Source organism: Bradyrhizobium sp. (genome assembly GCF_035484855.1).
GTDB lineage: Bacteria > Pseudomonadota > Alphaproteobacteria > Rhizobiales > Xanthobacteraceae > Bradyrhizobium.
Genome location: NZ_DATHOP010000268.1, coordinates 1 through 25,088 on the forward strand (window position 1 = coordinate 1; position 25,088 = coordinate 25,088).

The 25,088-nt window shown below is 62.2% G+C and carries 26 protein-coding genes; 13 read left to right on the plus strand and 13 right to left on the minus strand.

Going from position 1 to position 25,088, the window contains the following annotated elements:
• Nucleotides 1-506 precede the first annotated feature (506 nt).
• Nucleotides 507-2,846 (plus strand): hypothetical protein, encoded by a 2,340-nt coding sequence (locus tag VK804_RS30280; protein WP_325751959.1) that lies wholly within the window; start codon nucleotides 507-509, stop codon nucleotides 2,844-2,846.
• A 24-nt stretch (nucleotides 2,847-2,870) separates the two neighbouring features.
• Here the strand turns inward: VK804_RS30280 and VK804_RS30285 are convergent, their stop codons facing one another.
• Nucleotides 2,871-3,704 carry a metallophosphoesterase family protein gene (locus VK804_RS30285; RefSeq protein ID WP_325751960.1) on the minus strand — a complete coding sequence of 278 codons (834 nt, stop codon included), beginning with the start codon at nucleotides 3,702-3,704 and terminating at the stop codon, nucleotides 2,871-2,873.
• Between the two features lie 66 nt (nucleotides 3,705-3,770).
• Nucleotides 3,771-4,484 (minus strand): acriflavin resistance protein, encoded by a 714-nt coding sequence (locus VK804_RS30290; protein ID WP_325751961.1) that lies wholly within the window; start codon nucleotides 4,482-4,484, stop codon nucleotides 3,771-3,773.
• Nucleotides 4,485-4,660: 176 nt separating this feature from the next.
• On the opposite strand from VK804_RS30290, the gene VK804_RS30295 reads away from it, so the two are divergent.
• The 4 genes from VK804_RS30295 (at nucleotide 4,661) to VK804_RS30310 (ending at nucleotide 12,293) form a co-directional block, all read left to right on the plus strand.
• Nucleotides 4,661-5,083, plus strand: coding sequence for an MAPEG family protein (locus VK804_RS30295; RefSeq protein WP_325751962.1), 423 nt, complete (start codon nucleotides 4,661-4,663; stop codon nucleotides 5,081-5,083).
• A gap of 24 nt (nucleotides 5,084-5,107) precedes the next feature.
• A complete protein-coding gene (locus tag VK804_RS30300) occupies nucleotides 5,108-6,406 on the plus strand; it encodes an RsmB/NOP family class I SAM-dependent RNA methyltransferase (RefSeq protein ID WP_325751963.1) in 1,299 nt (432 codons plus the stop codon).
• Between the two features lie 275 nt (nucleotides 6,407-6,681).
• The gene (gene guaA, locus VK804_RS30305; protein ID WP_325751964.1) at nucleotides 6,682-8,277 is read left to right on the plus strand and encodes a glutamine-hydrolyzing GMP synthase; all 1,596 of its coding nucleotides are present in this window, start codon (nucleotides 6,682-6,684) and stop codon (nucleotides 8,275-8,277) included.
• A gap of 47 nt (nucleotides 8,278-8,324) precedes the next feature.
• A complete protein-coding gene (locus tag VK804_RS30310; RefSeq protein WP_325751965.1) occupies nucleotides 8,325-12,293 on the plus strand; it encodes an NACHT domain-containing protein in 3,969 nt (1,322 codons plus the stop codon).
• A 152-nt stretch (nucleotides 12,294-12,445) separates the two neighbouring features.
• On the opposite strand, the gene VK804_RS30315 is transcribed toward VK804_RS30310, so the two are convergent.
• The 3 genes from VK804_RS30315 to VK804_RS30325 all read right to left on the minus strand — a co-directional run bounded on the left by VK804_RS30315 (nucleotide 12,446) and on the right by VK804_RS30325 (nucleotide 13,580).
• Entirely contained in the window at nucleotides 12,446-12,850 is a 405-nt protein-coding gene (locus tag VK804_RS30315; protein WP_325751966.1) for a type II toxin-antitoxin system VapC family toxin, read from the minus strand.
• The gene (locus VK804_RS30320) at nucleotides 12,850-13,104 is read right to left on the minus strand and encodes a type II toxin-antitoxin system VapB family antitoxin (protein ID WP_325751967.1); all 255 of its coding nucleotides are present in this window, start codon (nucleotides 13,102-13,104) and stop codon (nucleotides 12,850-12,852) included. Before VK804_RS30320 ends, VK804_RS30315 begins: the two co-directional genes overlap by 1 nt.
• 194 nt (nucleotides 13,105-13,298) lie before the next feature.
• Nucleotides 13,299-13,580 (minus strand): PIN domain-containing protein, encoded by a 282-nt coding sequence (locus VK804_RS30325; protein WP_325751968.1) that lies wholly within the window; start codon nucleotides 13,578-13,580, stop codon nucleotides 13,299-13,301.
• A gap of 144 nt (nucleotides 13,581-13,724) precedes the next feature.
• Between VK804_RS30325 and VK804_RS30330 the strand changes: the two genes are divergently transcribed.
• The 3 genes from VK804_RS30330 (at nucleotide 13,725) to VK804_RS30340 (ending at nucleotide 15,083) form a co-directional block, all read left to right on the plus strand.
• A complete protein-coding gene (locus VK804_RS30330; RefSeq protein ID WP_325751969.1) occupies nucleotides 13,725-13,919 on the plus strand; it encodes a hypothetical protein in 195 nt (64 codons plus the stop codon).
• A gap of 520 nt (nucleotides 13,920-14,439) precedes the next feature.
• The gene (locus tag VK804_RS30335; RefSeq protein ID WP_325751970.1) at nucleotides 14,440-14,682 is read left to right on the plus strand and encodes a ribbon-helix-helix domain-containing protein; all 243 of its coding nucleotides are present in this window, start codon (nucleotides 14,440-14,442) and stop codon (nucleotides 14,680-14,682) included.
• Nucleotides 14,679-15,083: a type II toxin-antitoxin system VapC family toxin gene (locus tag VK804_RS30340; protein WP_325751971.1), complete on the plus strand. Its 405-nt coding sequence runs from the start codon at nucleotides 14,679-14,681 to the stop codon at nucleotides 15,081-15,083. Before VK804_RS30335 ends, VK804_RS30340 begins: the two co-directional genes overlap by 4 nt.
• Nucleotides 15,084-15,252: 169 nt before the next feature.
• On the opposite strand, the gene VK804_RS30345 is transcribed toward VK804_RS30340, so the two are convergent.
• The gene (locus VK804_RS30345) at nucleotides 15,253-15,690 is read right to left on the minus strand and encodes a nuclear transport factor 2 family protein (protein WP_325751972.1); all 438 of its coding nucleotides are present in this window, start codon (nucleotides 15,688-15,690) and stop codon (nucleotides 15,253-15,255) included.
• A 667-nt stretch (nucleotides 15,691-16,357) separates the two neighbouring features.
• Here VK804_RS30345 and VK804_RS30350 point away from each other — a divergent pair.
• Entirely contained in the window at nucleotides 16,358-17,374 is a 1,017-nt protein-coding gene (locus VK804_RS30350; RefSeq protein ID WP_325751973.1) for an esterase, read from the plus strand.
• Between the two features lie 17 nt (nucleotides 17,375-17,391).
• Here VK804_RS30350 and VK804_RS30355 read toward each other — a convergent pair whose 3' ends face one another.
• Nucleotides 17,392-18,270 (minus strand): LysR family transcriptional regulator, encoded by an 879-nt coding sequence (locus VK804_RS30355; protein ID WP_325751974.1) that lies wholly within the window; start codon nucleotides 18,268-18,270, stop codon nucleotides 17,392-17,394.
• A gap of 141 nt (nucleotides 18,271-18,411) precedes the next feature.
• Here VK804_RS30355 and VK804_RS30360 point away from each other — a divergent pair, with 141 nt between their 5' ends.
• The gene (locus VK804_RS30360; protein ID WP_325751975.1) at nucleotides 18,412-18,810 is read left to right on the plus strand and encodes a nuclear transport factor 2 family protein; all 399 of its coding nucleotides are present in this window, start codon (nucleotides 18,412-18,414) and stop codon (nucleotides 18,808-18,810) included.
• Between the two features lie 140 nt (nucleotides 18,811-18,950).
• Nucleotides 18,951-20,381: an MmgE/PrpD family protein gene (locus VK804_RS30365; RefSeq protein ID WP_325751976.1), complete on the plus strand. Its 1,431-nt coding sequence runs from the start codon at nucleotides 18,951-18,953 to the stop codon at nucleotides 20,379-20,381.
• Nucleotides 20,382-20,413: 32 nt separating this feature from the next.
• Here the strand turns inward: VK804_RS30365 and VK804_RS30370 are convergent, their stop codons facing one another.
• The 4 genes from VK804_RS30370 to VK804_RS30385 form a co-directional block, all read right to left on the minus strand.
• Nucleotides 20,414-20,911 (minus strand): peptide deformylase, encoded by a 498-nt coding sequence (locus VK804_RS30370; protein WP_325751977.1) that lies wholly within the window; start codon nucleotides 20,909-20,911, stop codon nucleotides 20,414-20,416.
• A 13-nt stretch (nucleotides 20,912-20,924) separates the two neighbouring features.
• Nucleotides 20,925-21,335, minus strand: a complete 411-nt coding sequence (locus VK804_RS30375) for a hypothetical protein (RefSeq protein WP_325751978.1) — start codon at nucleotides 21,333-21,335, stop codon at nucleotides 20,925-20,927.
• A 121-nt stretch (nucleotides 21,336-21,456) separates the two neighbouring features.
• Nucleotides 21,457-22,167 (minus strand): lipocalin-like domain-containing protein, encoded by a 711-nt coding sequence (locus VK804_RS30380; protein ID WP_325751979.1) that lies wholly within the window; start codon nucleotides 22,165-22,167, stop codon nucleotides 21,457-21,459.
• A gap of 38 nt (nucleotides 22,168-22,205) precedes the next feature.
• Nucleotides 22,206-22,379: a hypothetical protein gene (locus tag VK804_RS30385; protein ID WP_325751980.1), complete on the minus strand. Its 174-nt coding sequence runs from the start codon at nucleotides 22,377-22,379 to the stop codon at nucleotides 22,206-22,208.
• Between the two features lie 453 nt (nucleotides 22,380-22,832).
• On the opposite strand from VK804_RS30385, the gene VK804_RS30390 reads away from it, so the two are divergent.
• Together VK804_RS30390 and VK804_RS30395 are read left to right on the plus strand one after the other, a co-directional pair.
• The gene (locus VK804_RS30390; RefSeq protein WP_325751981.1) at nucleotides 22,833-23,606 is read left to right on the plus strand and encodes a DUF899 domain-containing protein; all 774 of its coding nucleotides are present in this window, start codon (nucleotides 22,833-22,835) and stop codon (nucleotides 23,604-23,606) included.
• A gap of 14 nt (nucleotides 23,607-23,620) precedes the next feature.
• Complete coding sequence (locus VK804_RS30395; RefSeq protein ID WP_325751982.1) at nucleotides 23,621-24,355, plus strand: DUF899 family protein; 735 nt, start codon at nucleotides 23,621-23,623, stop codon at nucleotides 24,353-24,355.
• Between the two features lie 64 nt (nucleotides 24,356-24,419).
• Here VK804_RS30395 and VK804_RS30400 read toward each other — a convergent pair whose 3' ends face one another.
• Both VK804_RS30400 and VK804_RS30405 read right to left on the minus strand, forming a co-directional pair.
• Nucleotides 24,420-24,821, minus strand: coding sequence for a PIN domain-containing protein (locus VK804_RS30400; RefSeq protein WP_325751983.1), 402 nt, complete (start codon nucleotides 24,819-24,821; stop codon nucleotides 24,420-24,422).
• Nucleotides 24,811-25,041 carry an AbrB/MazE/SpoVT family DNA-binding domain-containing protein gene (locus VK804_RS30405; protein ID WP_325751984.1) on the minus strand — a complete coding sequence of 77 codons (231 nt, stop codon included), beginning with the start codon at nucleotides 25,039-25,041 and terminating at the stop codon, nucleotides 24,811-24,813. Before VK804_RS30405 ends, VK804_RS30400 begins: the two co-directional genes overlap by 11 nt.
• Between the last annotated feature and the right edge of the window lie 47 nt (nucleotides 25,042-25,088).

Sequence of the window (25,088 nt, forward strand, 5' to 3'; positions counted from 1 at the left end):
TGATCGCCTACAACCTGATCCGCATCCCCAAACTGGCTGCAGCCTAGCCAACAGACCTCAAACTCCCCAATACGCCATCCCAACAACCGAACCCCAACAGAAAAAACGCCTCATTCTTTACGTTTTTCAGCGGACTGTTAGAGCGTTTTCGAGCGAAAGCCTGTCCCGCACTTGATGCGGGATGGTCACCGGTTCGCGTGAAGAGAACGCGTCAAAACAAGAATCTAGAGCCCCGTTTCGATTCCATCGAAACGGAAAAGGCTCCAGGCAGGCTGAGCGGCGATCCGGTTTTCGCGCTTGTGGATGTTAAGCCGTTATAAACATCGAATGGCAGGCGGTCGCCTGGCCTCGCCTGGCCGGTAATAGCCTCTTAAGCAAAGCTGCCTAGTCTGCCGACCCGACGCACGCTCGGCCCTCCTTGAAAGCTTAGGTCACGAGCAATCTCGTGATGTTTCACGGGGCCGACGCGGGAGCGCACCGTTTCTCCAACGCTCCCGGTCCGTTTCATGATCAATTCCGCCCACAATCCCAATCGCAGCCTGGTTCGCATCTTCTGCCTGTCGCTGAGCGGGCTTTTGTCGGTCTATACCGCGATTGCGGTCTACGGCATGTTCCAACTGGAGACGGTGACGGCGATGCAATTGGCCACCGGCCTGTTGCGGATCGCGCTCGGGCTCGCCGCGGTGGCCGTCCTGTTCCGCTGGGGATGGCTCGACGAGCCGCTCGACAGCCAGATCAGGTTGATGGCTGCAAGCTTCGAAATCGACTACGCGAATATGAGTACGCAAAAGAAGATCAGATTGATCGTTCTGGTGACGATGCTCAGCCTGCTGTTGGAACTGGTGATGATCCGCTGGCTGGCCTCGGTCTTCCCGGTCTATTCGTTCTACAAGAATTTCACCATGCTGGCCTGCTTCCTTGGCCTCGGCGCAGGCTACGCGGTCGCGGAAAAGCAGCCCTGCGCGCCGGCGCTGGTGCTGCCGATGCTGGCGCTGTTCGTCGGCGTCATCACGCTGCTGCGCTACGACACCGGCACCACCTATCTGATTTTCTCGATCGGCTGGCTCTCGACCTTCGACATGCCGGTCTATTTCCTGCTCGGCGCAAGTTTTATTATCTGCGCCTGCATCTGCTACCCGGTCGGCCAGCTCTGCGGCAAGCTGCTGCATTCCTCCAACTCGCTGAATGCCTACAGCCTCAACCTCACCGGCAGCATTTTGGGCGTGATCGCGCTGTTCGTGATGAGCCTGTACTGGACGCCGCCGGTGATCTGGTTCGCGGCGACCGGCGGCATCCTCTTGCTGTTCGTGCTGTCGCGCGACGAATTCCTGAGCGTCGGGATCGCGAGCTTCTGCGTGCTGCTGGCGATCCTGGCCTGGCCGGTGCAGCCGGAGACCCAGCGGATCTATTCGCCGTACCAGTTGCTGGAGCGCACCGCCAAGGCCGACGGATTGATGCAGATCCTCTCGGGCGGCAGCTACTACCAGAAGGTCTATAATTTCGCCGACAACAGGCGGGCCGTAGAAGACGACGCCGACCGCTTCGTCCGCGCCTATTACGAATTCCCGTACAACTTCAAGAAAGCGCCGGAGCGGGTGGCCATCGTCGGCGCCGGCAGCGGCAATGACGTGGCGACCGCGCTGCGGATGGGTGCAGCGCACGTCGACGCCATTGAGATCGATCCGGCGATCGCTTTCCTTGGCAAGAAATATCATCCCGAGCGGCCCTATGACGATCCGCGCGTCAACCTGGAAATCAACGACGCGCGCAACTTCTTCCGCACCGCCAATCAGCAATACGATCTGATCGTCTATGGCGTCTTGGACTCGCACACCGCGCTCAGCCATGCCTCCAATTTGCGGGTGGATTCCTACGTCTATACCCGCGAGGGCATTGCGGAAGCCTACCGGCTGCTAAAGCCGGGCGGGGTGATGTCGATCTCGTTCACGCTGGTCAACGACGCGCTGGGATTCAAGCTGTCAAAAATCCTCAGCGAGCTGCCGGGCGCGGCCAAGCCGCTCGCCGTGCGGGTGCGCTATGACTACATCCGCACCACCGCCTTCATCGCCAGGAAGGGCGGCGCGGTGACGATGCCGGACAAGAACGCCTTCGCCTCGATGGGATTTACCGACGTCTCCGATTATTTCTCGCAACCCTATCCGGAATCCGCCGTGCCGACCGACGACTGGCCGTTCTTCTACATGGTCGAGCGCTCTTTCCCCGTCACCTACATGATCGCGCTCGGCATGGTGCTGCTGCTCAGCTATTATTTCGTGCGCAAGACCATCGGCTTCACCGACCCGATCGACCGCAGCTACGTGCCGTTCTTCTTTCTGGGGTCGGGCTTCATGCTGGTGGAGACCAAGGCCATCACCGAGCTTGGGCTACATCTCGGCGGCACTTGGTTCGTGATCGCGGCCGCGATCCTCTTGGTGCTGATCATGGCGTTCCTCGCCAATCTGATCGTAACCCGGACGGCGCGAAACTGGGCCGGGCCGGCCTATGTCGGATTGGCCGTGAGCCTTTTGGTCGGCTACATGATCGCGACCAGCCACGGTGAGTGGACGTTCGGGCCGCCCTGGATGCAGCTCGTGCTGAGCTGTCTGGTGCTGACGATCCCGCTGTTCTTTGCCGGCATCATCTTCTCCAGCCTGATCGGCGAGGCCAGGATCAACATCTCGACCGCGTTCGCCTACAATCTGATGGGCGCGCTGTTCGGGGGCGTGATGGAATACAATTCGATGTATTTCGGGTTCGCCTTCCTCTATCTGCTCGCGCTCGGCTTCTACGCGTTGGCCTGGGCATTCTCGTGGAAGCCCGGTCTGGCGCTGCAGCCGGCGGAGTGAGTGCCGCCGTCGCGCATCGAGGCCCTAGCTGTTCGTACCGAGCAGGTGATCCAGGTCGACATCGACCTGGCCGGGTGCGCGGACGTTGCGCACCTCGAAGCTGTCGGGTGCAAATCGATATTCCACCAATCCGACCTGTTTGATCCCGATCACCTCCTGCCGCTTGTCCGAGATGACAAAGCCGGCCGACGGCGCCCAGACGTGCCGGACATGGCCGTAGGTAAAATCCCTGCGCTGGTGGACGTGGCCGCTGGCGATGACCCGCAAATCGACGCCGCCGAGCATCTCGAGCAGGCGGCTGCGCGCCGGCATCGGGACGTAGCGGATCGCGGTTGCCGCCAGTTCGGGATCGTCGGGCGCGTTGAGAAAAAGCGGCTTGTGAATGAACAGCGCCACCGGCTTGCCGCCGGCCGCGGCAAGCGCTGAGGCCAGCCAATCGAACTGCTCGGGCTCGCTCGCAAGTCCGCTGTTCATGATGAGGGAATTGAGCCCGATAAAGCACCAGCCTGCGGCCTCGAAGCGCCAGTAATCGTCGCCAAAGGCGATGCGAAAATTCTGCCGGGCCGCTTCGGTCGCGGGATGCGGCGGGACGGGTCCGACGGCGGTCGGGTTGTCGCCGATGTCGTGATTGCCGGGCAGAAAGCGGCAGGCCACGGGGAGGCCGGCGTGCAAGTCCCGCGCAAATTCGAGATCGTCGCCATTGGTCGGCGCGTCGAAGGCGAGGTCGCCGGAGTTGACGACGAGATCGGGTCGGCTGGTGTCGATGTACTCGCTGACCCGGTGAAAATTGTCGGTCAGCGCCTGATGGCGGCGGGCGAGGTGGGTATCGGAAATTTGCGTCAGGCGAAATTCGGGCATGCGATGTTCCTTCCGGCCCGAGGATAGCCCGGCCGGAAGTCGGAATCATGAAATTCGGCTGGCCGCCTACAGCACCCGATAGCGGATCGCGAACGCGTCGTTCTGCTCGGCGCGGGTCTCTTCGCCCTTGCTGGGGGAGGCGACGCGGTCGGCCAGGTGCCAGGGGCCGAACGCGTCGGAATGGGAGGGGTTGGCTGCGAGCCGCAGCTTGAACTCGCAGCTACCCTGGCCCGGCAAATTCAGGATCACGACGCGGTCGCTGGTGCGATAGTCCAGCGGCACCGAACCCCTGATGATGCCGAGGCCGCTGCCATCGGCGGGAAGTTCGCCCTGCACCTGGGCGAGCGTCTGGTTGCGGTCGGTGTGCAGCTCGATCTGGGTGTCGGCGATCGCGGTCATCGCGGCTTTCGGCAGCCGGATTTCGAATTCCACCGCGGGTTTCGTGGCGTTGATGCCGAGATAGGCGAGCGCGGCATGCCGCATGTCGTAGGCGACGAACGCCAGCAGCCCGAGCGCCAGCGCGGTGGCGAGGCCATGCCTGAGGACATCGCGCGCGCTGCGATAGCGGCTGCGGAAATAAACCGACAGCACGATGGCGACCGCCAGCGCCGCGGCGACGCCTGAGAGGGCCGACATCACCATGCCGAGCGCGCCGTCCGGGCCGTCGTCGGCGAACAGGCCGGTGATGTCGCCGACCATTTTCAACAGCGACGTCACGGAATCGCCGGGGATTTCGACCACCTGGGCCACGCCGTGCATGATCGGGGAGGTGATGTTCATCGCGGCATCTCTAACGGTCGCGTGGCGGGCTGTCTGGAATGAAATTGCTGCAATTATCACCGATTGGTCACGCCGGCGGCGATTGTGGTTCAAAGTGCCGGCGCCTTGTTGTCAGGGGGCGGCATGGCCGCTATAGCCGGCTTTCCAGCGTTCAACCGCCTCGCGGAGGATTTGCGATGTCACTTCAAATGGTTTTGCTGCCGGTCTTTGTCCTGATCGGGCTCACCTTTGCGCTGCTGCTGGGGATGGTGGGCACGCGCCGGCAGGCGCTGGTCGCAGGCGGCACCAGGATCCCCGACATTGCGCTGGGGCAGCCGAACTGGCCGGCGCGGGCCACCCAAATTGCCAATTGCTATGCCAACCAGTTCGAGCTGCCGCTGTTGTTCTACATCCTGATCGCGATCGCGCTGCCGATCCGTCACGCCGATCTGTTCATCGTGCTGATGTCCTGGGTGTTCGTGGTCACGCGCTTCGCCCATGCCGGGATTTTCGTCAGCTCGAACGACCTCGGGCAGCGCTCGATGGCGTGGCTCGCCGGTGTCCTGGTGCTGTTCGCGATGTGGATCTACTTCGCGTTGAAGATTCTCCTGTTGATCTAAGCTATTCCATAACCGAAAGTTTTCATGACCCCCGCCGCGCGGCTCTCCGCCGCCATCGAACTGATCGGCACCATCGACAGCGAGCGCATTCCGGCTGCGAAAGCGCTGAAGGAATGGGGCACGGCGCATCGCTATGCCGGTTCCGGCGACCGCGCCGCGATCTCCGGTCTCGTCTGGGACGTGCTGCGCCGGCGCGCCTCCAGCGCCTGGTTGATGGAGGAGGATACCCCGCGTGGGCGGCTGCTCGGGATGCTGAAGCTCGAGCGCGGCATGGACGTCGAGACCATCGCCGCGCTGTGCGACGGCGGCCGTTTCGCGCCCGAGCCATTGACCGAGCGCGAGCGCGCAGCGCTCACCACGCGGACGCTCGACGATGCGCCGGCGCCGATCGCCGGCGACTATCCCGAATGGCTCGACGGCTACCTGGCGCAGATGTTCGGCGAGGATCGTGTCGCGGAGGCGGTAGCGATGGCGAGCCGGGCGCCGCTCGATTTGCGCGTCAACACCCTGAAGGCCAAGCGCGAGAAGATCCTCTCGTCGCTCGCCCATCTCGGCGCAAGACCTGCGCCGTGGTCGCCGATGGGCTTGCGCATCGAGCTTTCCGCCGACGCGCGCAATCCCGGCATCCATGCCGAGGAAGCTTTCATCAAGGGCGCGGTTGAAGTGCAGGATGAAGGTTCGCAAGTAGCGGCCTTGTTATCGGCGGCAAAACCCGGCGAGCAGGTGATCGACCTCTGCGCCGGCGCCGGCGGCAAGACCCTGGCGCTGGCGGCGATGATGCAGGGCAAGGGCAGGCTGATCGCCACCGACCACGACAAGCGCCAGCTCGCGCCGATCCATGAACGGCTGTCGCGCGCCGGCATCCACAATGCCGATGTGCGGTCGCCCAAGGGCGATGCCGATCCGCTTGCCGATATCCGCAGCACCGCTGATCTGGTGCTGATCGACGCGCCCTGCACGGGAACCGGCACCTGGCGCCGCAACCCCGACGCCAAATGGCGCATGCGCCCCGGTGCGCTGGAGGTGCGGCTGAAGGATCAGGCGACGGTGCTCGATCGTGCCGCGGCGCTGGTCAAACCGGGCGGCCGGATCGCCTACATCACCTGCTCGGTGCTGCCGCCGGAAAACGGCGAGCAGGTCCGCGCCTTTATCGGCCGCCATCCGGAATTCGCGGTGGTGCCGTCGGAGCAGACCGTGACGGTGCTGTGGGACAAGGCGGAGGAATTCTTGGCCGCGACGCTGCAATCGCCGGAAGGGCTGCTGATGACCCCGCGCCGCACCGGCACGGACGGGTTTTTCGTGTCGGTGCTGAAGCGACAGTAGGGTGGGCAAAGGCGCTCTTCGCGCCGTGCCCACCATCCCCGGCGCCGGTCTGAGAATGGTGGGCATGCTCCGCTTTGCCCACCCTACGGACTGGGTCGTCATTGCGAGGAGCCCTCTTGTCCGCCGAAGGCCGCCTTCGGGCGAAGGCGGATGCGACGAAGCAATCCATTTTTTGGCACAAAAAGGCGTGGATTGCTTCGCTACGCTCGCAATGACGGGTGTTGGACGGCCCTCCCGGGGTTGCAGCCCCGCCCCCCGTCGCGTATCTGCTTGCCATGACAGCCCCACAGCCCGCCCGCGAGTCGGCCGCCCCCGTGGCGCCGGCGCATGACAAGATTCTGATCGTCGATTTCGGCAGCCAGGTGACGCAGCTGATCGCGCGGAGGGTGCGGGAAGAGGGCGTCTATTCCGAAATCGTGCCGTTCCAGAAGGCGGAAGCCGCCTTTCTGGCCATGAAGCCAAAGGCCGTGATCCTCTCCGGCGGCCCGGAATCCGTGCACGAGGAAGGCTCGCCGCGCGCGCCGCAGGCGATCTTCGATTCCGGCGTGCCCGTGCTCGGCATCTGCTACGGCCAGATGGTGATGGCGGAACAACTTGGCGGCCATGTCGAAGGCGGCCATCACCGCGAATACGGCCGTGCCGACGTCGAGGTCACCGGCGCGAGCAAGCTGTTCGATTCCGCCTGGGACATGGGCGAAAAACATCCGGTCTGGATGAGCCATGGCGACCGCATCACCCGGATGCCGCCGGGCTTTGCCGTGGCCGGCACCAGCACGAATGCGCCCTTTGCCGTGATCCAGGACGAGAAGCGGAAGTATTACGGCCTGATGTTCCATCCCGAGGTGGTGCACACGCCCGACGGCGCCAAGCTGATCCGCAATTTCGTCCGCAAGGTCGCAGGGCTTGCCGGCGACTGGACCATGCGCGCCTTCCGCGAGGAGGCGATCGAGAAGATTCGCGCCCAGGTCGGCCGGGCCAGGGTGATCTGCGGCCTCTCCGGCGGCGTCGATTCGGCCGTCGCCGCCGTGCTGATCCACGAGGCGATTGGCGACCAGCTCACCTGCGTGTTCGTCGACCATGGCCTGTTGCGGCTCAACGAGGCCGAGACCGTGGTCGAGCTGTTCCGGCATCACTACAACATTCCGCTGGTTCACGTTGATGCCTCCAAGATTTTCCTCGGCGAACTCGCAGGGGTCACCGACCCCGAACACAAGCGCAAGACCATCGGCCGGCTCTTCATCGACGTGTTCGATGCGGAAGCCAAGAAGATCGGCGGCGCCGAATTTCTGGCGCAAGGCACACTCTATCCCGACGTGATCGAGAGCGTCTCCTTCACCGGCGGCCCCTCGGTGACAATCAAATCGCACCACAATGTCGGCGGCCTGCCGGCGCGCATGAACATGAAGCTGGTCGAACCCTTGCGCGAACTGTTCAAGGACGAGGTGCGCGTGTTGGGGCGCGAACTCGGCCTGCCCGAAATCTTCGTCGGCCGCCACCCGTTCCCCGGCCCCGGTCTCGCCATCCGCTGCCCCGGCGAGATCACGCGAGAAAAACTCGACATCCTGCGCAATGCGGACGCCGTCTACATCGACCAGATTCGAAAGGCCGGCCTCTACGACCAGATCTGGCAGGCTTTTGCGGTGCTGCTGCCGGTGAAAACCGTCGGCGTGATGGGCGACGGCCGCACCTACGAATACGTCGTCGGCCTGCGCGCCGTGACCTCGACCGACGGCATGACCGCGGACTTCTATCCCTTCGAGATGAAATTTCTGGGCGAGACCGCGACGCGGATCATCAATGAGGTGAAGGGCGTCAACCGGGTGGTGTATGACGTGACGAGCAAGCCGCCGGGGACGATCGAGTGGGAGTAGGGGGCGTGGATGGTCTAGGATACTGTAGAGGGCAGCTGTGAAGAGGCATGTCCGATAGGAAAAAAGAGACGCCGAAGGCGACGTCGGGCGGCAGCGCAACGACCGGCGGAATCAACTTTCAGGCTGTAGTCACCGCAATTGCGGCCGTGCATCTCGCGCGCGGTATCGCCCTCAACTGGTTGCCCGGACTTATGCTGGACGTCCCGGTATCGCTCCTGGCGGAGACCGGAGGTTCGGGCGACGACATTCGTCTAGTCTTAAAAGGCGGCCAGTTTGTCGAAGCGCAAGTGAAGCGCGGCCTTGCGGCCGGTGCGCGCCTTTGGGAGCCTATGGAATCGATGGCCAAGGCCATCGTGAACGGGGATATCGCTTACGGTATTCTGGTCGTATCCCCTGATAGCAGCAATACCGTACGCACGCATCTCGCGCATGACCTGACGCGGATCGGCGACGGTCGGGACGACGACCTCAAGGATCTGGCGGTCGAATTCAAGGCCCGATTGAAGCCGCTCGGCCTCAACGCGCAGCAGGTCTGTTCGCGGCTGCGGGTCGTCGTCTGCCGATGCGACGACGGGGACGACGCCGACGTGAAGGCGGCTTGTGCCGAACTCACCCATCTAGTCGAGAAACAATCCGAGGTGCGCCCGGCTTGGAACGAACTCTATCGAGATGCTGAGCGACTGATGCGCTTGCGCGGTCAGCGCGAAGCCTCTGCCGTGCTGAATGTCCTTGCTGGTGCCAATATCGCGCTGAGGAAAGGCAGCCAGTCTCCCTCGGCCCTGATTGCGCAGCTCTCCGAATGGGTGCTCGCTGTGAACGAGCGCTACAGTGTGTTCGGTATCGACCAGCCCTTCCCGATAGACGAGGGGTGGATACCGATCAATATCGTCAAGCGCGGCACTGATGAGAAGGTGCCCAAAGCGCTCGCGGAGGCGATCCAATTCTATCACGATTGGGATAAGCGAACGCCGAGCCCGACGGGCGAGGGGATGGCGCCCGAAGCGCTCGGGCGGTTCTATCGCAAAGGCGTCGTCGTTGCCGGCCCTGGCATGGGCAAAAGCACGCTCATGAGGAAGCTTGCGCGAATCTACGCTAGCGAGAATCGGCCTGTTCTTAAGGTGCGCCTGCCATTGATTGCGGCACGTATGAAGCATGGAGCTGGATTCGAGGAAGCGCTCTTTACCCATGGCCTCGATGGCTCCGACCTGAACACGCAATCCCTTATTGATGCCGCGATCTCGAACTGGGTTCTGCTTTGCGACGGCCTCGACGAGTGTGGCCACTCCCAGGAAGAACTTGCGCAAAGTTTGGTCGCTTTCGCGTCGGGTCATCCACAATGTTCCATCGTCGTAGCTACCCGGCCTATCGGCTACACCACAGCGCTCCTGCACGACTGGCGCCACTACGAACTTCTGCCGCTCGCTGTGGATAGGGAGCGCGAGCATATGGGTATCATGCTTAAGAGCATCTACCCGGACGACGAGCGGAAGTGTGAGGCGATCCTTAGTTTCGCGCTTGAGGAAATCCACGCCAGCGAATCTGGCAAGGCCGTCGCACGAAGCCCGCTCCTTCTCGGGCTGGTCCTTTATCTGGCGATGCGGAACGTGTGCTTCGGCAAGAGTAAGGAGCAACTCTACGAGAAGATATTCGATATCATCGACAATATCCCGAATAGCCGAGACAAATCGCAACCACCGTCCAAGGCTGTACTACTTCGTTTCCTGGAGATACTTGCATGGGATAGCGTGCAGCACCCCATCAGTGGCATCGAACAGACGCTCGATCGCTGCGCCAAAATCCTCGCGAGCGAACTTAATCAGCCGCTGCTCAGTGCCAAGGGAACGGCGCAAGATTGCTCGGAATATTGGCAGAGGGTCGGCCTGCTCGAACGCGTCAGTCATGCGGGCGACGAGACGCTAACCTTCATCCATAAGACGTTCGGCGAGTACGCAGCGGCCCGCTTCCTTGCGCGCGCGGATAAGACCCTCCAGGCTGAAGTCATCCCGAAGTTCCTCGGAACGGATGCGGTGGATGAGATATTGAGCTTTGCCGGCGCTCTCGGCGCGGCCGATGTTCTGTGCCGGGAGTTGTTAGATAAAAAGGCCGGCGAGTTGCAGCACGCGATGAACGTCGGGAGAGCCTTGACGCTTATCGCTGAGGCCAATCCAGCCCCCGTGCAGCCTCTACGCCGCGAAATCTACGCCGCTGCTATCGCGTGTGCACTGTCTGAGCATGAGCTGGTGGCCTATGCGGTGGCGTCGCCATTACGAGAATGCGCGAAGCGCTTCCCCGATGAAGTGGCCCCGCCGGTAGAAGAGCTGCTCGTTTGCCCGCAGCCATGGGCGCTGCTGACGGCCTGGGCGGTGAAATTGGCCGCCGGACCGGTCTATTATGCTCTGCCGGAGCTAGAGGTCGCGTTCGCCACGGTACCGCCGGCGAATAAACCGCGGTTGAGCAGCTCGTTGGGCGGTGGGATGATCTTGGGGGCGACACGCGATGCCGATCTACTTGAAAGCTTCGTGCTTGACGCGATGAGCGTGCTTTTAGCGCAAGGGGACGCGGAGCGGATCGATGCTCTCATCCGATCCACATTCGAACTTAAAGTATTGCAGGGATGGCAACTGGTCACCCGGGCGCAACGGCTGCTTACGAAGTTCGGCAGGGACTACTCCGTGCTCGATCTATCGGAGGCCGTATCGAAGCTAGCCACCACCGGACTTAACCCTGAAGGTTATAAGGCAGCGAGCGACCATGCGTTCACGAAAATGATCGAACCTCTGACTGAGGCGCTCGACCAGGTACCCCCGCGCAAGGCCGGTCGGTTGGTCTGGCTAAGCGCCTTCTTCGAGCTGACCGATATCTGGGAAATGGGTGCTAGCGACATCTGGGGCTGGAGGAATGACAAATATGGAGAAGAGGCTGAAACGGTCGTCAGGTATGTCGGACAGTTGGTGGATATCGATAGGAGCCGTCTCGCCGCTGAGGCTCTGGAGGCCATCACCTATGTCTCCGAGACCGCTGAGAACCAACTGCACGGCTTCTTCGAGCGTGTCGCGCACGTCGATACGCCGCCCATCGATTGGAGCAGGGCACGGGGGCGGGGTTTCGACCTTACCGTTCTTGAGAAAGCTCTCTATCACCAAAGCGACTGGTTGATGCAGCTCGCGGCACGATTGCTGGACGGCGCCGCGACGTCGACCGAATTGGAGCCCATCGTCGAGCGTGTTCTCGCTATTGGGCGCCATACGGCACTTTGGGCGGCTGCATCGCTGGCGGCAACATTGGCCGACGAAGTCTGCGAGAGATTATTGCGGGCAGCATTGAAGCAGGAGAGCCGCAACGGCTTCGAATATCTGTTCGATCAGCTATCGAAGATGAATCCGAGGGTTGACGAAGACCTGCTGAGCATTGTTCGCAGTGGCCTGAACGCCAAGCATCCACTGACGGCGAAGGCTGCGGCCAAACTCGCGGTATTGATCGCGCAACCTGCAATGGAAGAGCTCAGTGACATGCTGCGGCGCGCTTACGCGCATTGGCGGGTCCATGAGGAGCCCTATCCTCGCGAGGGCGGCGTAGTTCCTCACAGCCCCCGCGACGAGATCGTCAAGGCTCTGCTGAAGTCATCGGTCCTTACCGATGACGAACTGTTCCAGATGGCGGCCGACCCTCGTTGGGACGTGCAAGGCGTCGTCAAGGCAGAGATACTGGAGCGGCTCAAGACGAACGACAGCTTCCGTAAGGACGTTCTCGCGCGCACCGTCGATGATTCGATCCCGAATCGTCTCCTCATCGAGGCGCTCCGGGAAAAGCAGCCTTTTCCGGCGGAAGATGTCCAAACGATACTGGCGATGACAGGCGCAGCCTCGCCCAAAGCCCGGTACGCGTCCCTTGGCGTCCTGGATAGCGCGTATCTTGGGGCGGATGTCATTTCGGAGCATCTCGCCAAGCTCGCGCAGGACAGCCATGCTGAAATCCGCGAGCGCGCGGCGTCCATTCGGCGAGGAAAGCCAACCTGATCCAGTCGGAGCAAGCGTAGCCCGGGTGAGCGCAGCGATACCCGGGACTTGACTATGAAATGATGACCGCGGGTATCGCTGCTCACCCGGGCTACTAGCTAAATTGAAAGTGCGAAGCCGCGCAGCGACCGCCACTAATTGATGCAGCGTCACTATCCAGCCGGGCCTTCGCCGCGATGATTGATGTCGGTTCTGGCGAAGTCATCCCCCTTGAACAGCAGCGGCTCCCCGCGGATCAGCGCCAGCGCATAGGCAAAGCAATCGCCGTAATTCAACGCAGCGGGATGGCGCCCCTTGCCATATCGGCGCCAGGCGCGCCGCGCGGCGTCCGTCTGTTCGGCATCGACAGCGACGACCTCCGCTCCAACCTTGAGCAGCCAAAGATCGAACTCACGTCCGCCCGCGTCCCCCAGTCGTGTTTCGATCACGATGGTGGCTTCGAGCACGGTCGCCGTCGAGACCAGCCGGATCGGATCATCGGCAATCCGTTCCTCGAACTCCGCCGCATCCGCCTCGTTCAGTGCGATCGCCACGATGGCGGATGTGTCGATCACCATCAGCGTGGCAACCCATGCTCGTCATAGCCGAGAATTTCTTCGGACGTCCGCTCGTCCAGCACCGGCAAAGCGCTCCAGCGCCGGCGGATATCCGCGAGATCCTCCAGCAGCGCGGCTTTGCGGGAATGACCACGAAGGCGGCGCAGCCGCTCCTCGAGGGCGCGTTTGGTCGCCGTCGTGATGTTCTCTCCGGTGAGTTGCGCGAGATTCCGTGCCAATTGCTCGGTTTCAGGGTCCTTGATGCTCAATGCCATTGGTGAGGCTCCTTGGTTCCTTGGAAGGTATCTTCTACCTGGCGAGTCTTCAAGAACCATAGCGCGTAGGGCGGGTTGTAGACGACTTATCCGCCGTAGCTCAAAGAGCGAAGGCGGAAGCCGTAACCCGCCTTTTTTAATCGACGGCGAACGGAGGATTACGCCGGAGCCTGTCAGCGGCCCGCGCCTCTGCCTCACACCCAATCCTCGACCCTCACCTCCGGCATCCGGCTGAACTCGCGCAGATTGTTGATGACGACGATCAGTCCGCCGCTGCGGGCATGGCCGGCGACCTGCATGTCGTGTGGGCCGCAGGGCGTGCCCGCGCGCTCGAGTTCTGCGCGAAGCTGGCCGTAATGCGCGGCCGCCCTGGCGTCGAACGGCAAGACGTCGAGGCGCGCAACGCGGCGGAAGGATGCTGATAAGTCAGCTTCTTCCGATGGGGACAGATCCCCTTCATCAAGCCAAGCATGCATTACCTGCGTCGCTTTAGTTCGGCGACCTTGAACTTGCGGCCGGCGGACAGGCTAGTGCAATACCACCAGGCTCTATTTCGATCCCAGCCCGTGAACATTTTGGTCCCGATGCACCCCGTATAATTCGAGTGGGTGAGGGTGTCTGTGCACGTTGCCGAGAAGGTTGAAGAATACCCCGCCGACTCGCTACATCCAATCCAAGGCTCCTTGCCGGTTGGCATGCTCGTTTGGCAACCACCGTTGCAATTGCTGGAGATACTCTCAAGCTTGGCAAGCTTCTCCAATGTTGAACTTGGCCCCGCTATGATTGCTTCTGCTGGCGAAGCCGATGATGTTTGAGCGGTTCGCGTGTGAGCGGTCGACGATGCCGGCCGAGATGCCACCCGTGCCGGCCTATGTGGCCTTACCACCTGCTTCGGCGCTTCGACCGTGACGGTGGGAAGCGTCGTCGACGAGCCTCCGGTCTGCGACATGGCCGTGCCGCCGGGAGCGCACAGCAACACGATTGACAGGATAGCGACAGCTGAGGGCGCGATGAGGCTTGATGACACTCTCATGACGCGTTCTCCCAATCCGGACATAAATGCCGTCCCGGTGCGGACACCCGCGTATCTAAGCCAATACATCAGCCATATGCAAGACGCGGGGAATAAGCGCGTAGGGTGGGTTGCAGGCGAAGCCGTAACCCGCTTCTTCAACGTCAGCGATGGCGGATTACGCCGGAGCTGTCATCGGGCCGCGCTTTGCGCGGACCCGTTGGGTTCGAATCCGCTTGGGGACTTGCCGTAATGTCGTTTTCGGGGTATAACCTGGTACAGGTTATATCCTGCTTCAAGACGCTTTCTTTGGGTGACCTGCCATGAATTTCAACCTCTATCTCGACGACAAAACCGGCAAGGAATTGGATAAAACTGCCAGAAAGCTGGGGGAGACGCGCAGCGGATTGATCCGCAAGGCGCTGCGCGAATGGCTGGACAAGAAAAACCTTGGCAGCCCGGGCTGGCCGACGTCGATCCTGGAATGGCAGGGCGTTCCCGACATGCCGTCGTTTGAGTCCTATCGCGGTGAATTGCTGCCGCCACGTGAAGATGCATTTTCGTGAAGTATCTTCTCGATACCAACGTACTGAGCGATTTCGCGCGCGGCGAGCAGAGCGTGATGGCGCGGCTCCGTCAGGAAGCGCCCCCGCAGGTGGCGGTTTCGGTGGTCACGGAGATGGAAGTCGAGTATGGGCTGGCGCGCAATCCCAAGCTTGCCCCGCGTGTGCGGGAAGCCATGCGGATGCTTCTGAACACGATCTCGGTCTTGCCATTCGAACGCGAAGATGCCCGTGTGGCGGCGCAATTGCGCGCGAGTCTGAACACTCAGGGGACGCCCATCGGCGCCTATGATGTGTTGCTCGCAGCCTGTGCCTTGCGGCGAGGGCTCAAGATCGTAACCCACAATGCGCGCGAATTTGCGCGCGTCGGAGGACTCGGACTCGAGGATTGGCACAGCCGGTAAACGCGATTCCCTCAGGTCCAATGGCCGGGTATTGGCCGCGCATTTTGGGCTGGAGGATTGCCATGGCCAACACAGCTTGGAAATCAACGCACGGTCGCGCCGGTGCGCAACGCCTCGCTGGGCTTCAATCCGCCCCACGAGCTTAATCATCGGGATTTGCTTCACGGCATTATCTCCGATCCTGCGCCGTCAATGCGTTCCAGGCCGCAAGAGAGTCCATGTAGTCTCGCCAGTGCGCGATTTTCCGGTCTTCGATTCTGATGATCGAGCAGAACCGGTTGTTGTATTCCGCACCTGTCGCGAGGATCCTCCCGTGGACCTCGTATTCGAGGACGACGGAACGACCGTCGTCTGTCTTGTGGGTGATCAGCTTGTCGGCGGACTGGATCGCGATGTTGCCGACATAGCCCCTGAATTGGGCCATCAGGCCGGCCCGACCCTGGATCACGCGCGGCCAACCGGGAAAATCGTAGAGCACCTCGTAGCTGACGTCGTCGGTGACGATGTCGAAGAAGTGTTCGCCATCGACAAGGTCGCCCAGCGCCCCTCGAACCAGGCTGAAGTAGGGGGCGGCGCCCTCGTAGGCAGCGTATTTCGGATTCGGCATTCTGGACTCTCCGGCCCGTTTCGCGGCACATGAACTGATGCGGCTGGCCCGTCGGGCAAACCGCCGCCCCGACGGGCAAATCACCCCTGACAGCAACGTGCCTGCCGGCGGCTTGTCAAGCCCCGCCCGCAAAAATATTCTGTTTGTCAGAATATTCGGAATATCCTATATTCGCATCCGTCCCGCCCCACCGAAAGGGGCGTATCATGATCGTCGCGAAATGCGGGGCGGGATGTGGTGGACGCTGGAGGCGCCAAAGACGAGGGCGTTTTTCAGCGGACGGCAAAACCGTGTGGTCCTGTCACCCCGACGCTGGTGTCAAGTCTGCGTGAAGGCGCGCAGGCGACGGTGGCCAACAAGCCCGGAGCACCGGGGAGAGCGCGGTATAAGCCGTAAACCATTGCGTGGGGAATGCCGGGTGATTCCGGTGTGACCTGCTAACACGTGTGCATTCTACCCACTACGTCAGCACACGTGGCTATTGGGCGCATCGAGCGCCCGGCATTCCCTGCTCCCTCGGGTTTCCGGAGGGGCAAAAGTCAGGCATGCCTCGGGCGCACGACGCCGCGAGAACGCCGACGCATGTTTGGATTGGAATTTGCCCCACACCGATGTCTGGCATAACAATGCCGTTCCAAAAAAACGTCAACAGGGAGGGAGCAATTTCATGCGCGCGATCGTGATCGCAATGACAACGGCCATGATGACGGCGACGCCGGCTGCGGCCGACTATCTCGTCAAGGAGGTCGGCAGCTTCCATATCGGCGGGCATACGGAGACGCTAAGCGGACTTGCTTCGAAGGAAATCGTGTTCTCGCCGGGCGCGCCGGCGATCAAGGTCGATCCGAACGGCGAGTTCGAGGTCGAGCAGATGTATGTCCAGTTCGTGAAACTGGCGCAACCGAAGTCGAAACTGCCGCTGCTGCTGTGGCATGGCGGCGGCCTGTCGGGCGTCACCTGGGAGACCAAGCCCGACGGCAAGCCGGGCTGGCAGCAATTCTTCCTCAATGCAGGGTATGACGTGTACGTCTCGGATGCGGTCGAACGCGGCCGTGCGTCCTGGGCGCGCTATCCGGAGATCTTCAAGAGCGAGCCGTTCTTCCGGCCGAAGAAGGAAGCCTGGGAGTTGTTCCGGATCGGGCCTGCTTACGAGGTCGGCGGCAAACGCGAGGCGTTCGAAGGCGAGCAATTCCCGGTCGAGGCGTTCGACCAGTTCGCCAAGCAGGGTATCCCGCGCTGGGCCACCAACGACGCCGCCACGCAAAAAGCCTATGACGCGCTGGTGCAGAAAGTCTGCCCGTGCATCATCGTGGTGCATAGCCAGGGCGGTAATTTCGGCTTCACGGCCGCGCTCAATGCGCCCGACAAGGTGAAGGCGCTGATCGCGCTCGAGCCGTCGGGTGCGCCGGATCCCGCCAAAGCCGACGCCGCCAGATTGAAGGGCGTGCCGCATCTGATCGTGTGGGGCGATTTCCTCGATAAGGTTCCGGTGTGGTCGAAGCTCGTGGTCAATCCGACCAAATGGAGCCAGGCGATCGCGGCCGCGGGCGGCAAGATCGATACGTTCGATCTGCCCAAGATGGGGATCAAGGGCAACACCCACATGATGATGATGGACCGCAACTCGGACGACATCGCCAAACTGGTCAACGACTGGATTGAAAAGCAGGGGTTGGCGAATTGAGCGCGTAGCAGATCGCATCAGGAAACGGCGCGCGCGATGAAATTGCGCACCACCGGCGACGTCTCTCCCCGCCGGTAGACAAGCGCAAGGCGGGTCGTCGGCGACTGGCCGGCAATTGGCCGGTAGGCGATGCCCGTTACGCGGACTTGCATCATCGATGCCGGAACGATCGATACGCCGAGTTCAGCGGCCACGAAATTCACGATCGTGGAAAAGTGTGGCGCGAGCTGGCTGATGACCGGCTCGAAGCCGGCCTTTCGACAGGCGCCGACAACCGTGTCGTAGACCGTCGGAGCGATTTCCCGCGGGACCAGCAGAAACGTATCGTCCTTTAACATTGCCAGATCGATTTTTTTGAGAGCGGCAGCAGGGTGACGCTGGGGAAGGGCGACCACCATCGGTTCCTCCAGGAGCAGCCGCAGCTGCAGCTCTTCGGTACCGGGCGTGCCTGGCCGCAGGAACACGGCATCGAGCCTTCCCTCCTGCAAGCCGATAACGAGCTGCGTCGTATTGGCCTCCTCAAGCGTGAGATGGATTTCGGGGTAGGCGCGGCGAAAGGCGCGGATGGTGGACGGTGCCACGACGTTGAACGTCGCCGATGGGGTGAAGCCGACACGCAGCGATCCCGTCTCGCCGCGCGCCGCGCGTCGCGCCGCCATGGTCGCTCTCGCGGCCATCGACGGCATCTCCTTCACCCCGGCCAGGAACGCCTTGCCGGCCTCGGTTAGCTCCGCGCCGTGGGCCAGGCGACGGAACAACGTCGCACCAACCTCGCCTTCCAGATCCTTGATCTGCTGGCTGAGCGGCGGCTGGCCGATGCCGACCTTGGCCGCGGCCCGCGTGAAATGCCGCTCCTCGGCGACAGCCAGGAAATATCGGATGTGACGCAGCTCCATGGTCCATCTCCAAAACAGATCAGATGAGCCTGCAGCATATATTGGACCAATGAGATGCGCACCCCTAGGTTTTGGGGCAAGGACAATCCGTCCGAGGCAAGGTCGAGCAACAGGTTGCTCGCATATATGCAGGAGGCGCTTATGATTACCGAAGACTACGTCCAAGGGGTTTTCAAGGGTCTTGAGCAAGGCGACGGCGCGAGCTTTTTCAAGCATGTCAACGACAAGGTCGACTGGATCGTCGAAGGCACGCATCCGCTGGCCGGCCACTACAAGTCGAAGTCTGATTTCCTGGCCGGGACCTTCGCGAAGCTCGGCAAGGTTCTGCCCAACGGGGCTCAACTCGTCGTCGAGCATCTGCTCGTGAAGGATGACCAGGCGGTCGTGGAGCTTCACTCCCTGGCGACGGCGAAGAACGGAATGAGGTTCGACAACAGATACTGCTGGGTGGTCCACTTCGCCGACGGCGTCATCGACAGAGTGAGGGCATATCTCGACTCGGCGATGGTCGCGCGTCTCTTCGAGGAAAACCCGATCTAGCGATCGGCGCAGGGCGCGTGCGCCGCGCGACTATGGATAAACGGACGTGGTCCGTCGTTCGCGTCCATCTTTCCGCGGTTGACGAAGATGACCAATGAGGCGGCGTAACTGAACGCTCCAACGATAAAGAGGATTGCATCATGACCCAGATTGAAGTTGTTAAGCCGGAGCCGGTCATTTCGGGCCCCAGCCAGGCCGACGGCATCGCACGTTTTGCCTTGCGCGCGAAGTACGACGACCTGACTGCCGAGCGGCGCGAGCGACTCAAGGTGAGCATCCTCGACGCAGTGGCCTGCGCCATCAACGCGCTCGGCGCGCCACCGATCGAGGCGTGCCGCGAGCTAGCTGATGAACTCGGTGGTCCAGGGGGCCGTTGCACGCTGGTCGGCGGTGGCCGCGCCAACCCCGTCTATGCGGCGTTCTACAATACGGCGCTGATCCGATACGTCGACTTCATGGACAGCTATCTCGCCCGCGGCGGGCTGTGCCACCCCTCGGACAATACAGCGGCGATCCTCGCCGCCGGCGAGTACGCCGATCTATCGGGCAAGGACTTCCTGACCGCATTGGCGGTGGCCTATCAAGTCGAAGCGCAACTCACCGCATCGGTGCCGTTCATGGTCCACGGGTTCGACCTCACCACGCAACTTTCGTATTCGCTCGCAGCCGGTCTGTCCAAAGCGCTCGGCCTCGACGAGCAAAACACGGCGGCGGCCATCGGGATCTGTGGCGACTTCATTCCACTGCTGGTCGCGCGAACGACGCCGATCTCGCAATGGAAGGGTCTCTCGTCTTCCCAGCTGGCACTGGGATGTTTCCATGGAGTCTTGTTGGCGTCGCGTGGCGTGACGGGCCCGAGATACGTCGTCGAAGGAACGCATGGCCTGGCTCAGGCACTCGGGGAGCAGATCCGAATCGATTGGGACCGCGTGAAGCTCGACGCCTTCGACCGGCTCGCCCTGAAGAGCTACAACACTGCGGTCCCTGGCCAGGCGTCGATCCATTGCATGCTCGAGTTGCGTAAGGCCCACGCCATCGATCCGGCGCAGGTCGAGAGCATCGAGAATGACGCCTTCCAAGACGCCTATGATTTCATGGGCGGCGGAAGATTCGGTCCGAAGACCGACGTTCACACCAAGGAGGAGGGGGACCACAGCCTCCCGTACCTTCTGGCCGTCGCGCTGCTCGACGGGAACGTCCAGCCGGCGCAACTCGCACCCGAGCGCATCGCGAAACCGGACGTCCAGGAGCTGCTCCGAAAGGTCAAAGTCAGACCGGACGAGAGTTTCACCACTCGCTACCCGGGCGAGACGCCGAGCAGGGTCACCGTCCGGCTCATGAATGGCCAGTCGTACACCCATGAGGTGAACGACTATCCTGGGTTCGCGACGCGGCCGTTCACGTGGGACGAAATCATGGCGAAGCTCGATAATCTGGCGGCAGACCGCGCTGACGAAGCACTGCGCAAGGAAATCGCGGCTGCGGTACGCTCGCTGGAGAGCATTCGCGTGAAGGAACTGATGGGCCTGCTCGCCCGTGTCGACGGACGCCCGCGTCAAGCGTCAAGTTGACGCCGCGCTGCACGACTTCCGCCAGATATGCCTCAACCCCGCAGCCCCTTCTCAAACCTCTTGATCAGCCGCTGCCGCCTCAGCCGCGACAGCCGCATGATCCAGAACATCCCGTTCAGCTGATCGATCTCGTGCTGGTGGCACACGGCGCGCAGGCCGTCCGATTCCTCGGTCTGCGGGTTGCCGTCGAGGTCGCAATAGCCGATCCGGACGCGGGCGTGACGCTGGACGTCGTCATTGACGCCGGGCATCGAGACGCTGCCTTCCTGATGCATGATCATCTCGGGTGACGCCCATGTGATCTCCGGATTGACAAAGGTCCGCGCGCCATTGACGGGATCGAGGTCGAGCACCACGACCCGGAGCGAGATGCCGATATGCGGCGCGGTGATCCCGATTCCGGGCGCGGCGTGCATCGTGTCGAGCAGGTCTTGCGCCAGGTCGCGCAGCGCGCCGTCGAACACGGTGACGGGCTGCGCCGGGAGCGCAAGCCGCGGGTCGGGATAGCGGATGATGGTGCGGATGGGCATGATCTCAGTCGCCCTACGGGCTCTCAACCGTTCGACCGGGCATGCAAACCGCGAGCGCTGCGATCATCGCGACGCGTACCGCGACGTTGAGGCCAACGACGGCGCCGGCTCCTTCGGTCACCGCGGCAGTGCCCGCCACCGCCGATCCGGCATGGAAGACGATGAGGACGCCGACCGCTATTCTCTGCACTTCCGTGCTTGGCGAGCGCATGGCGAGCGCCGCCAGTGCCGCAATCGCCAACTCCGCGGCCGCGAGCAGCCAGGGTATCAGATTTTGTGATGGATCGATCGCAATGCCCGCCAGCGATGGAATCGCACCGGGCGCCACCGCCAATACGATCGCCGCGGCGGCAGCGGCTACCGCGTTGATCACATAAAGCGCAACAAGCGCGCGTCGCGCGACATCAGCTGAAAGCACGCTCATGGTCGGCGATCTCCGAAGCCGTTCTGCGAGTCGAGATTTAGAAGATAGCTCGTAGATGGGGGCTGGGAGTGCCGTCGTTCCTGCGACTCACTGCCATTTCCGTGCGCGAGGCGATGGACCCTCAGGGCTGCTGCTCGTTCCAGGCGGTACCACGCACCTCGGCGCCACAAAACGTGCCGACGGCTTTGGCGATGCCCTCATAATTGTCGCCCACGCCCAATAATGGCGGCAGGGTGAACGCCTGGTCGTCCATCAGCGACGTCACCGTGAACGAGGCCTCGAATGAGGGTATCTCGAGTTTGAATTCCAGGAAGAACGTCCCGCCGGAATTGGGGGCGGGCCATGTACGCCCCACGGGCGTGAGGGTGCAGTTGCCGTCGAAATAGGTCGTTCCGTCGGGAAACTGAATCGTCGCTCCGCTCTTCACCGGAGTATTCAGCTGAGGCGGCGCGTTGGGGAACGTAACGGAGTTCGAGATATGAACGCCATTGTCCAGCTGGAGGTCTTGCAGGAACCATTTCACGGGGTGGCCGGATGTTCCGAACAGGCCATATTCGTGGTCCATCCAGGTCAAGCCCTCGACGGGAATGACTTCGCTGCCGATAGTGATTTCGCCGGAAGTATGTATCCGCGTCAGGGAATAATAATAGTTGTTGGTCTTCACGCCCCCTGGGTTAGGGGGCGTCGGGGCCACCCCCGAGCCCCACACGATGAAGGCGGGTCCCTGCTGGGACATCCTGAGGTCGAAGGCAATGAGTGCACCGGTGACCGTATCCTGCATCGCGGCCTTCACGGCCATGTCCTTGGTCGGATCGCTTTGCGGCGCGTTCATCGTAATCCAGTCGGGCCCCAGATTGGGTCCACCGAGTTTCACGTACCAATTTTTCGACGGATCGGCTTCCGCCCAGCCGTCACCCCCGGCTGAAGCGCCGTCTTTTGATAGTGGATCTTCTTGTGAACGTCCGTCAGCATGACCTGACTGAATGCAACCGCGGTAAAATTGGCCGCATTGATTTCGAAACCGAACACCCGGTCACGCGCCACACCACCACTCGGTCGGAGCGCCAACGTGGCGGTATTGGTCGGCGGGCAGTCGGATCACCGAATCTGCTGGTGGAACTGGCTTGAGCTTGGATACCGACATAATGTCCTCCGAGACGCTGAATCAAGTCATGACGCTTTTCGAATGAGATTGCCAGCGTTAGTTGCCACCTCTGCGGGAGTCCAAGAACGCGCCGGGAGATCGACTACTGAGGGCGGAGACGGGCGATAATTCGCGAATTGCCCGTCAGGCAAACGACGGCCCGACCCACCGCCCTCCGGGTCTGCCGAACTGACCAGGGCGGCCGAACCAAGAATCGCGCCACACTTGTCACTCCCACCTTTCGACGTCTTTCGGCAAAGCTGCCGCATGACCAACAGCGGGCGATCGGTAGGGCACGCTGTCGCGCTCCACCCCGTTAAAGACGGGAGATTGCCCCGAGTCAGGAGGTTGCGATGAAACAAGGACAACACGCCATGAAAACCCCGCCGATCGTATCGCCGCAGCAATGGGAAGCCGCGCGCGAAAAACTTCTCGTCAAGGAAAAGGCCGTGATGCGCGCCCGCGATGCGCTCTCCGCCGAGCGGCGGCGGATGCCGTGGATGGCGGTAGAGAAGACCTATGCGTTCGACGGGCCCGCCGGCAAGGCGAGCCTGCTCGATTTGTTCGCGGGCCGCCGTCAGCTGATCGTCTACCGCGCCTTCTTCGAGCCGGGCGTGCACGGCTGGCCTGAGCATGCCTGCATCGGCTGTTCGCTCGGAGCCGACCAGGTCTCCCATCTCGCGCACCTGAACGCGCGCGACACGACGCTGGTCTATGCCTCGCGCGCGCCGCAGGCCGACATCGCGCGCCTGAAGGCGCAGATGGGCTGGGAAATCCCGTGGGTCACCATCACCGACAGTTTTGATGCCGACTTCGGCGTGGATGAATGGCACGGCCACAACGCGTTCATCCGCGACGGCAGCAAAGTGTTCCGCACCTACCTCATCAATAGCCGCGGTGACGAGGCGATGGGCACCGTCTGGAGCTACCTCGACATGACCGCGCTCGGCCGGCAGGAGGCGTGGGAGGATTCGCCGGAAGGCTATCCCCAGAGCCGGCCCTACAAATGGTGGAACTGGCACGAGCTTTACGTCCCCGATGCCGCGCCCGATCCGAAATGGATCGAGGTGTCGGACGCCGGCGAGGCCGCCTTCAAGCGCAACGCAGAGAACCCAAGGCCCCTGTAGCAAGGGAGAGAACGATGACGGAAATCATGAGCGATAAATTGGCGGCGCCCAAGCTTGTCGATCGGGCGACGTTTCAAGCCGAACTCGACGCCTTGCGCGTCAGCGAAAAAGCCCACATGAAACAAAGCGACGCCATTGCCGCCGCCCGCCGGCGGCTGCCCATGGTCGAGGTCGATGCTACGACACGGCTGATCGGCGAGGGCGGGGCGGTGACGCTGCTGGACGCGTTCGAGGGCCGCCGGATGCTGATCGCCTATTACTTCATGTGGCACGCCGGCCAGCCAGCGCCGGAGCAATGCGAGGGCTGCACTTTCTATACGTCGCAGGTCCGCGAGCTCTCCTTCATTCATTCCCGCGATGTCTGCCAGGGCCCGTATGAAGAGGGCGCGCGCTACCGCGACTTCATGGGCTGGGAGATGCCCTGGTATTCGGCCCCGCGTGAATCGCTCGAGACCCTGCTGGTCGGGCGCCGGGTCGGCATGATGCACATCGTTTGCTACCTGCGGCGGGGATCAAAAGTCTTCGAGACCTACTGGACGACGCGGCGCGGCGTCGAGGCGATGGACAACAGCTACCGGCTGCTCGACCTGACCGTCTATGGCCGGCAGGAGAGGTGGGAGGATTCGCCACCCGGCTGGCCGCGACGGCCGAAAGGCGAGCACAGTTACCGCATCGATGGACGACCGATCCCCCAGTGGCCCCGCCTGGGGGCCGGGTATTCGGACGATTTGGGTACCGGCAAGCGCTGAGATGATGGCGGTCGATTTCTCGACCTTCGTTTGTGAGCGGACGCTGCCCTTCTTGCCGCCTCGTTCAATCGTAGAACGGGTTGACGATGCGGAGTCGACCGTCGATCACCATCCCGTGCTGCATGTCCTCCGACCAAAGCGTATCGCAACCGGCTTGAAGCGCTGATGCTGCGATCATCGAATCATAGATCGAGAGTTGGTAGCGCTCGGCGAGGGCCAGTCCCGTCTCGTGTGTTTCGACCGACACCGGATGGACGTTCAACAGACCGCGCAGCAACGAAAGAAACGCGTGCGTGTCCTGCCATGACATCCCAATCTTGCGGCGCGCGACATTGGCCAGCTCGTTGAGGTTCTGCACGCTGATGCCACCGCCGCCAGCGATCATCGCTTCCGCGCGGTCGGCTTTCGCTGGATCGCCCGAGGCAAGGTAGACGAGAACATTGGTATCGAAAAAACTACCGGGCATTCGCCTCGTCCCGTTCGAACTTGAAATCGGCGGGAAGACGTCCGCGGAAAGCACGCAGCCGCTTCAACAGCTCGGAGCGGCCGGGTTTGCGCGCGACGGCGAATTGTCGTTCGCCAGCGATCTGGATTTCGATCTCGTCGCCTTCCTTGAGCTTGAGGGCCGCGACCACCGCGGCGGGAAGACGGATGGCGAGACTGTTGCCCCATCTGGCGACCTGCATGGCGCACCTCCGATAGATATACAATTTTTATAATGTATATCCAACGA

What these genes read in the sequence shown, in the direction of transcription:
- VK804_RS30320 (WP_325751967.1), bottom strand. Translation starts at nt 13,104, where the DNA reads ATGGCATTGAGCATCAAGGACCCTGAAACCGAGCAATTGGCACGGAAT.
- VK804_RS30285 (WP_325751960.1), bottom strand. Translation starts at nt 3,704, where the DNA reads ATGCCCGAATTTCGCCTGACGCAAATTTCCGATACCCACCTCGCCCGC.
- VK804_RS30365 (WP_325751976.1), top strand. Translation starts at nt 18,951, where the DNA reads ATGACCCAGATTGAAGTTGTTAAGCCGGAGCCGGTCATTTCGGGCCCC.
- VK804_RS30390 (WP_325751981.1), top strand. Translation starts at nt 22,833, where the DNA reads ATGAAACAAGGACAACACGCCATGAAAACCCCGCCGATCGTATCGCCG.
- VK804_RS30400 (WP_325751983.1), bottom strand. Translation starts at nt 24,821, where the DNA reads ATGCCCGGTAGTTTTTTCGATACCAATGTTCTCGTCTACCTTGCCTCG.
- VK804_RS30395 (WP_325751982.1), top strand. Translation starts at nt 23,621, where the DNA reads ATGACGGAAATCATGAGCGATAAATTGGCGGCGCCCAAGCTTGTCGAT.
- VK804_RS30310 (WP_325751965.1), top strand. Translation starts at nt 8,325, where the DNA reads ATGTCCGATAGGAAAAAAGAGACGCCGAAGGCGACGTCGGGCGGCAGC.
- VK804_RS30280 (WP_325751959.1), top strand. Translation starts at nt 507, where the DNA reads ATGATCAATTCCGCCCACAATCCCAATCGCAGCCTGGTTCGCATCTTC.
- VK804_RS30290 (WP_325751961.1), bottom strand. Translation starts at nt 4,484, where the DNA reads ATGAACATCACCTCCCCGATCATGCACGGCGTGGCCCAGGTGGTCGAA.
- VK804_RS30350 (WP_325751973.1), top strand. Translation starts at nt 16,358, where the DNA reads ATGCGCGCGATCGTGATCGCAATGACAACGGCCATGATGACGGCGACG.
- VK804_RS30405 (WP_325751984.1), bottom strand. Translation starts at nt 25,041, where the DNA reads ATGCAGGTCGCCAGATGGGGCAACAGTCTCGCCATCCGTCTTCCCGCC.
- VK804_RS30335 (WP_325751970.1), top strand. Translation starts at nt 14,440, where the DNA reads ATGAATTTCAACCTCTATCTCGACGACAAAACCGGCAAGGAATTGGAT.
- VK804_RS30380 (WP_325751979.1), bottom strand. Translation starts at nt 22,167, where the DNA reads ATGAACGCGCCGCAAAGCGATCCGACCAAGGACATGGCCGTGAAGGCC.
- VK804_RS30315 (WP_325751966.1), bottom strand. Translation starts at nt 12,850, where the DNA reads ATGGTGATCGACACATCCGCCATCGTGGCGATCGCACTGAACGAGGCG.
- VK804_RS30295 (WP_325751962.1), top strand. Translation starts at nt 4,661, where the DNA reads ATGTCACTTCAAATGGTTTTGCTGCCGGTCTTTGTCCTGATCGGGCTC.
- VK804_RS30345 (WP_325751972.1), bottom strand. Translation starts at nt 15,690, where the DNA reads ATGCCGAATCCGAAATACGCTGCCTACGAGGGCGCCGCCCCCTACTTC.
- VK804_RS30355 (WP_325751974.1), bottom strand. Translation starts at nt 18,270, where the DNA reads ATGGAGCTGCGTCACATCCGATATTTCCTGGCTGTCGCCGAGGAGCGG.
- VK804_RS30375 (WP_325751978.1), bottom strand. Translation starts at nt 21,335, where the DNA reads ATGAGCGTGCTTTCAGCTGATGTCGCGCGACGCGCGCTTGTTGCGCTT.
- VK804_RS30325 (WP_325751968.1), bottom strand. Translation starts at nt 13,580, where the DNA reads ATGCATGCTTGGCTTGATGAAGGGGATCTGTCCCCATCGGAAGAAGCT.
- VK804_RS30360 (WP_325751975.1), top strand. Translation starts at nt 18,412, where the DNA reads ATGATTACCGAAGACTACGTCCAAGGGGTTTTCAAGGGTCTTGAGCAA.
- VK804_RS30370 (WP_325751977.1), bottom strand. Translation starts at nt 20,911, where the DNA reads ATGCCCATCCGCACCATCATCCGCTATCCCGACCCGCGGCTTGCGCTC.
- guaA (WP_325751964.1), top strand. Translation starts at nt 6,682, where the DNA reads ATGACAGCCCCACAGCCCGCCCGCGAGTCGGCCGCCCCCGTGGCGCCG.
- VK804_RS30300 (WP_325751963.1), top strand. Translation starts at nt 5,108, where the DNA reads ATGACCCCCGCCGCGCGGCTCTCCGCCGCCATCGAACTGATCGGCACC.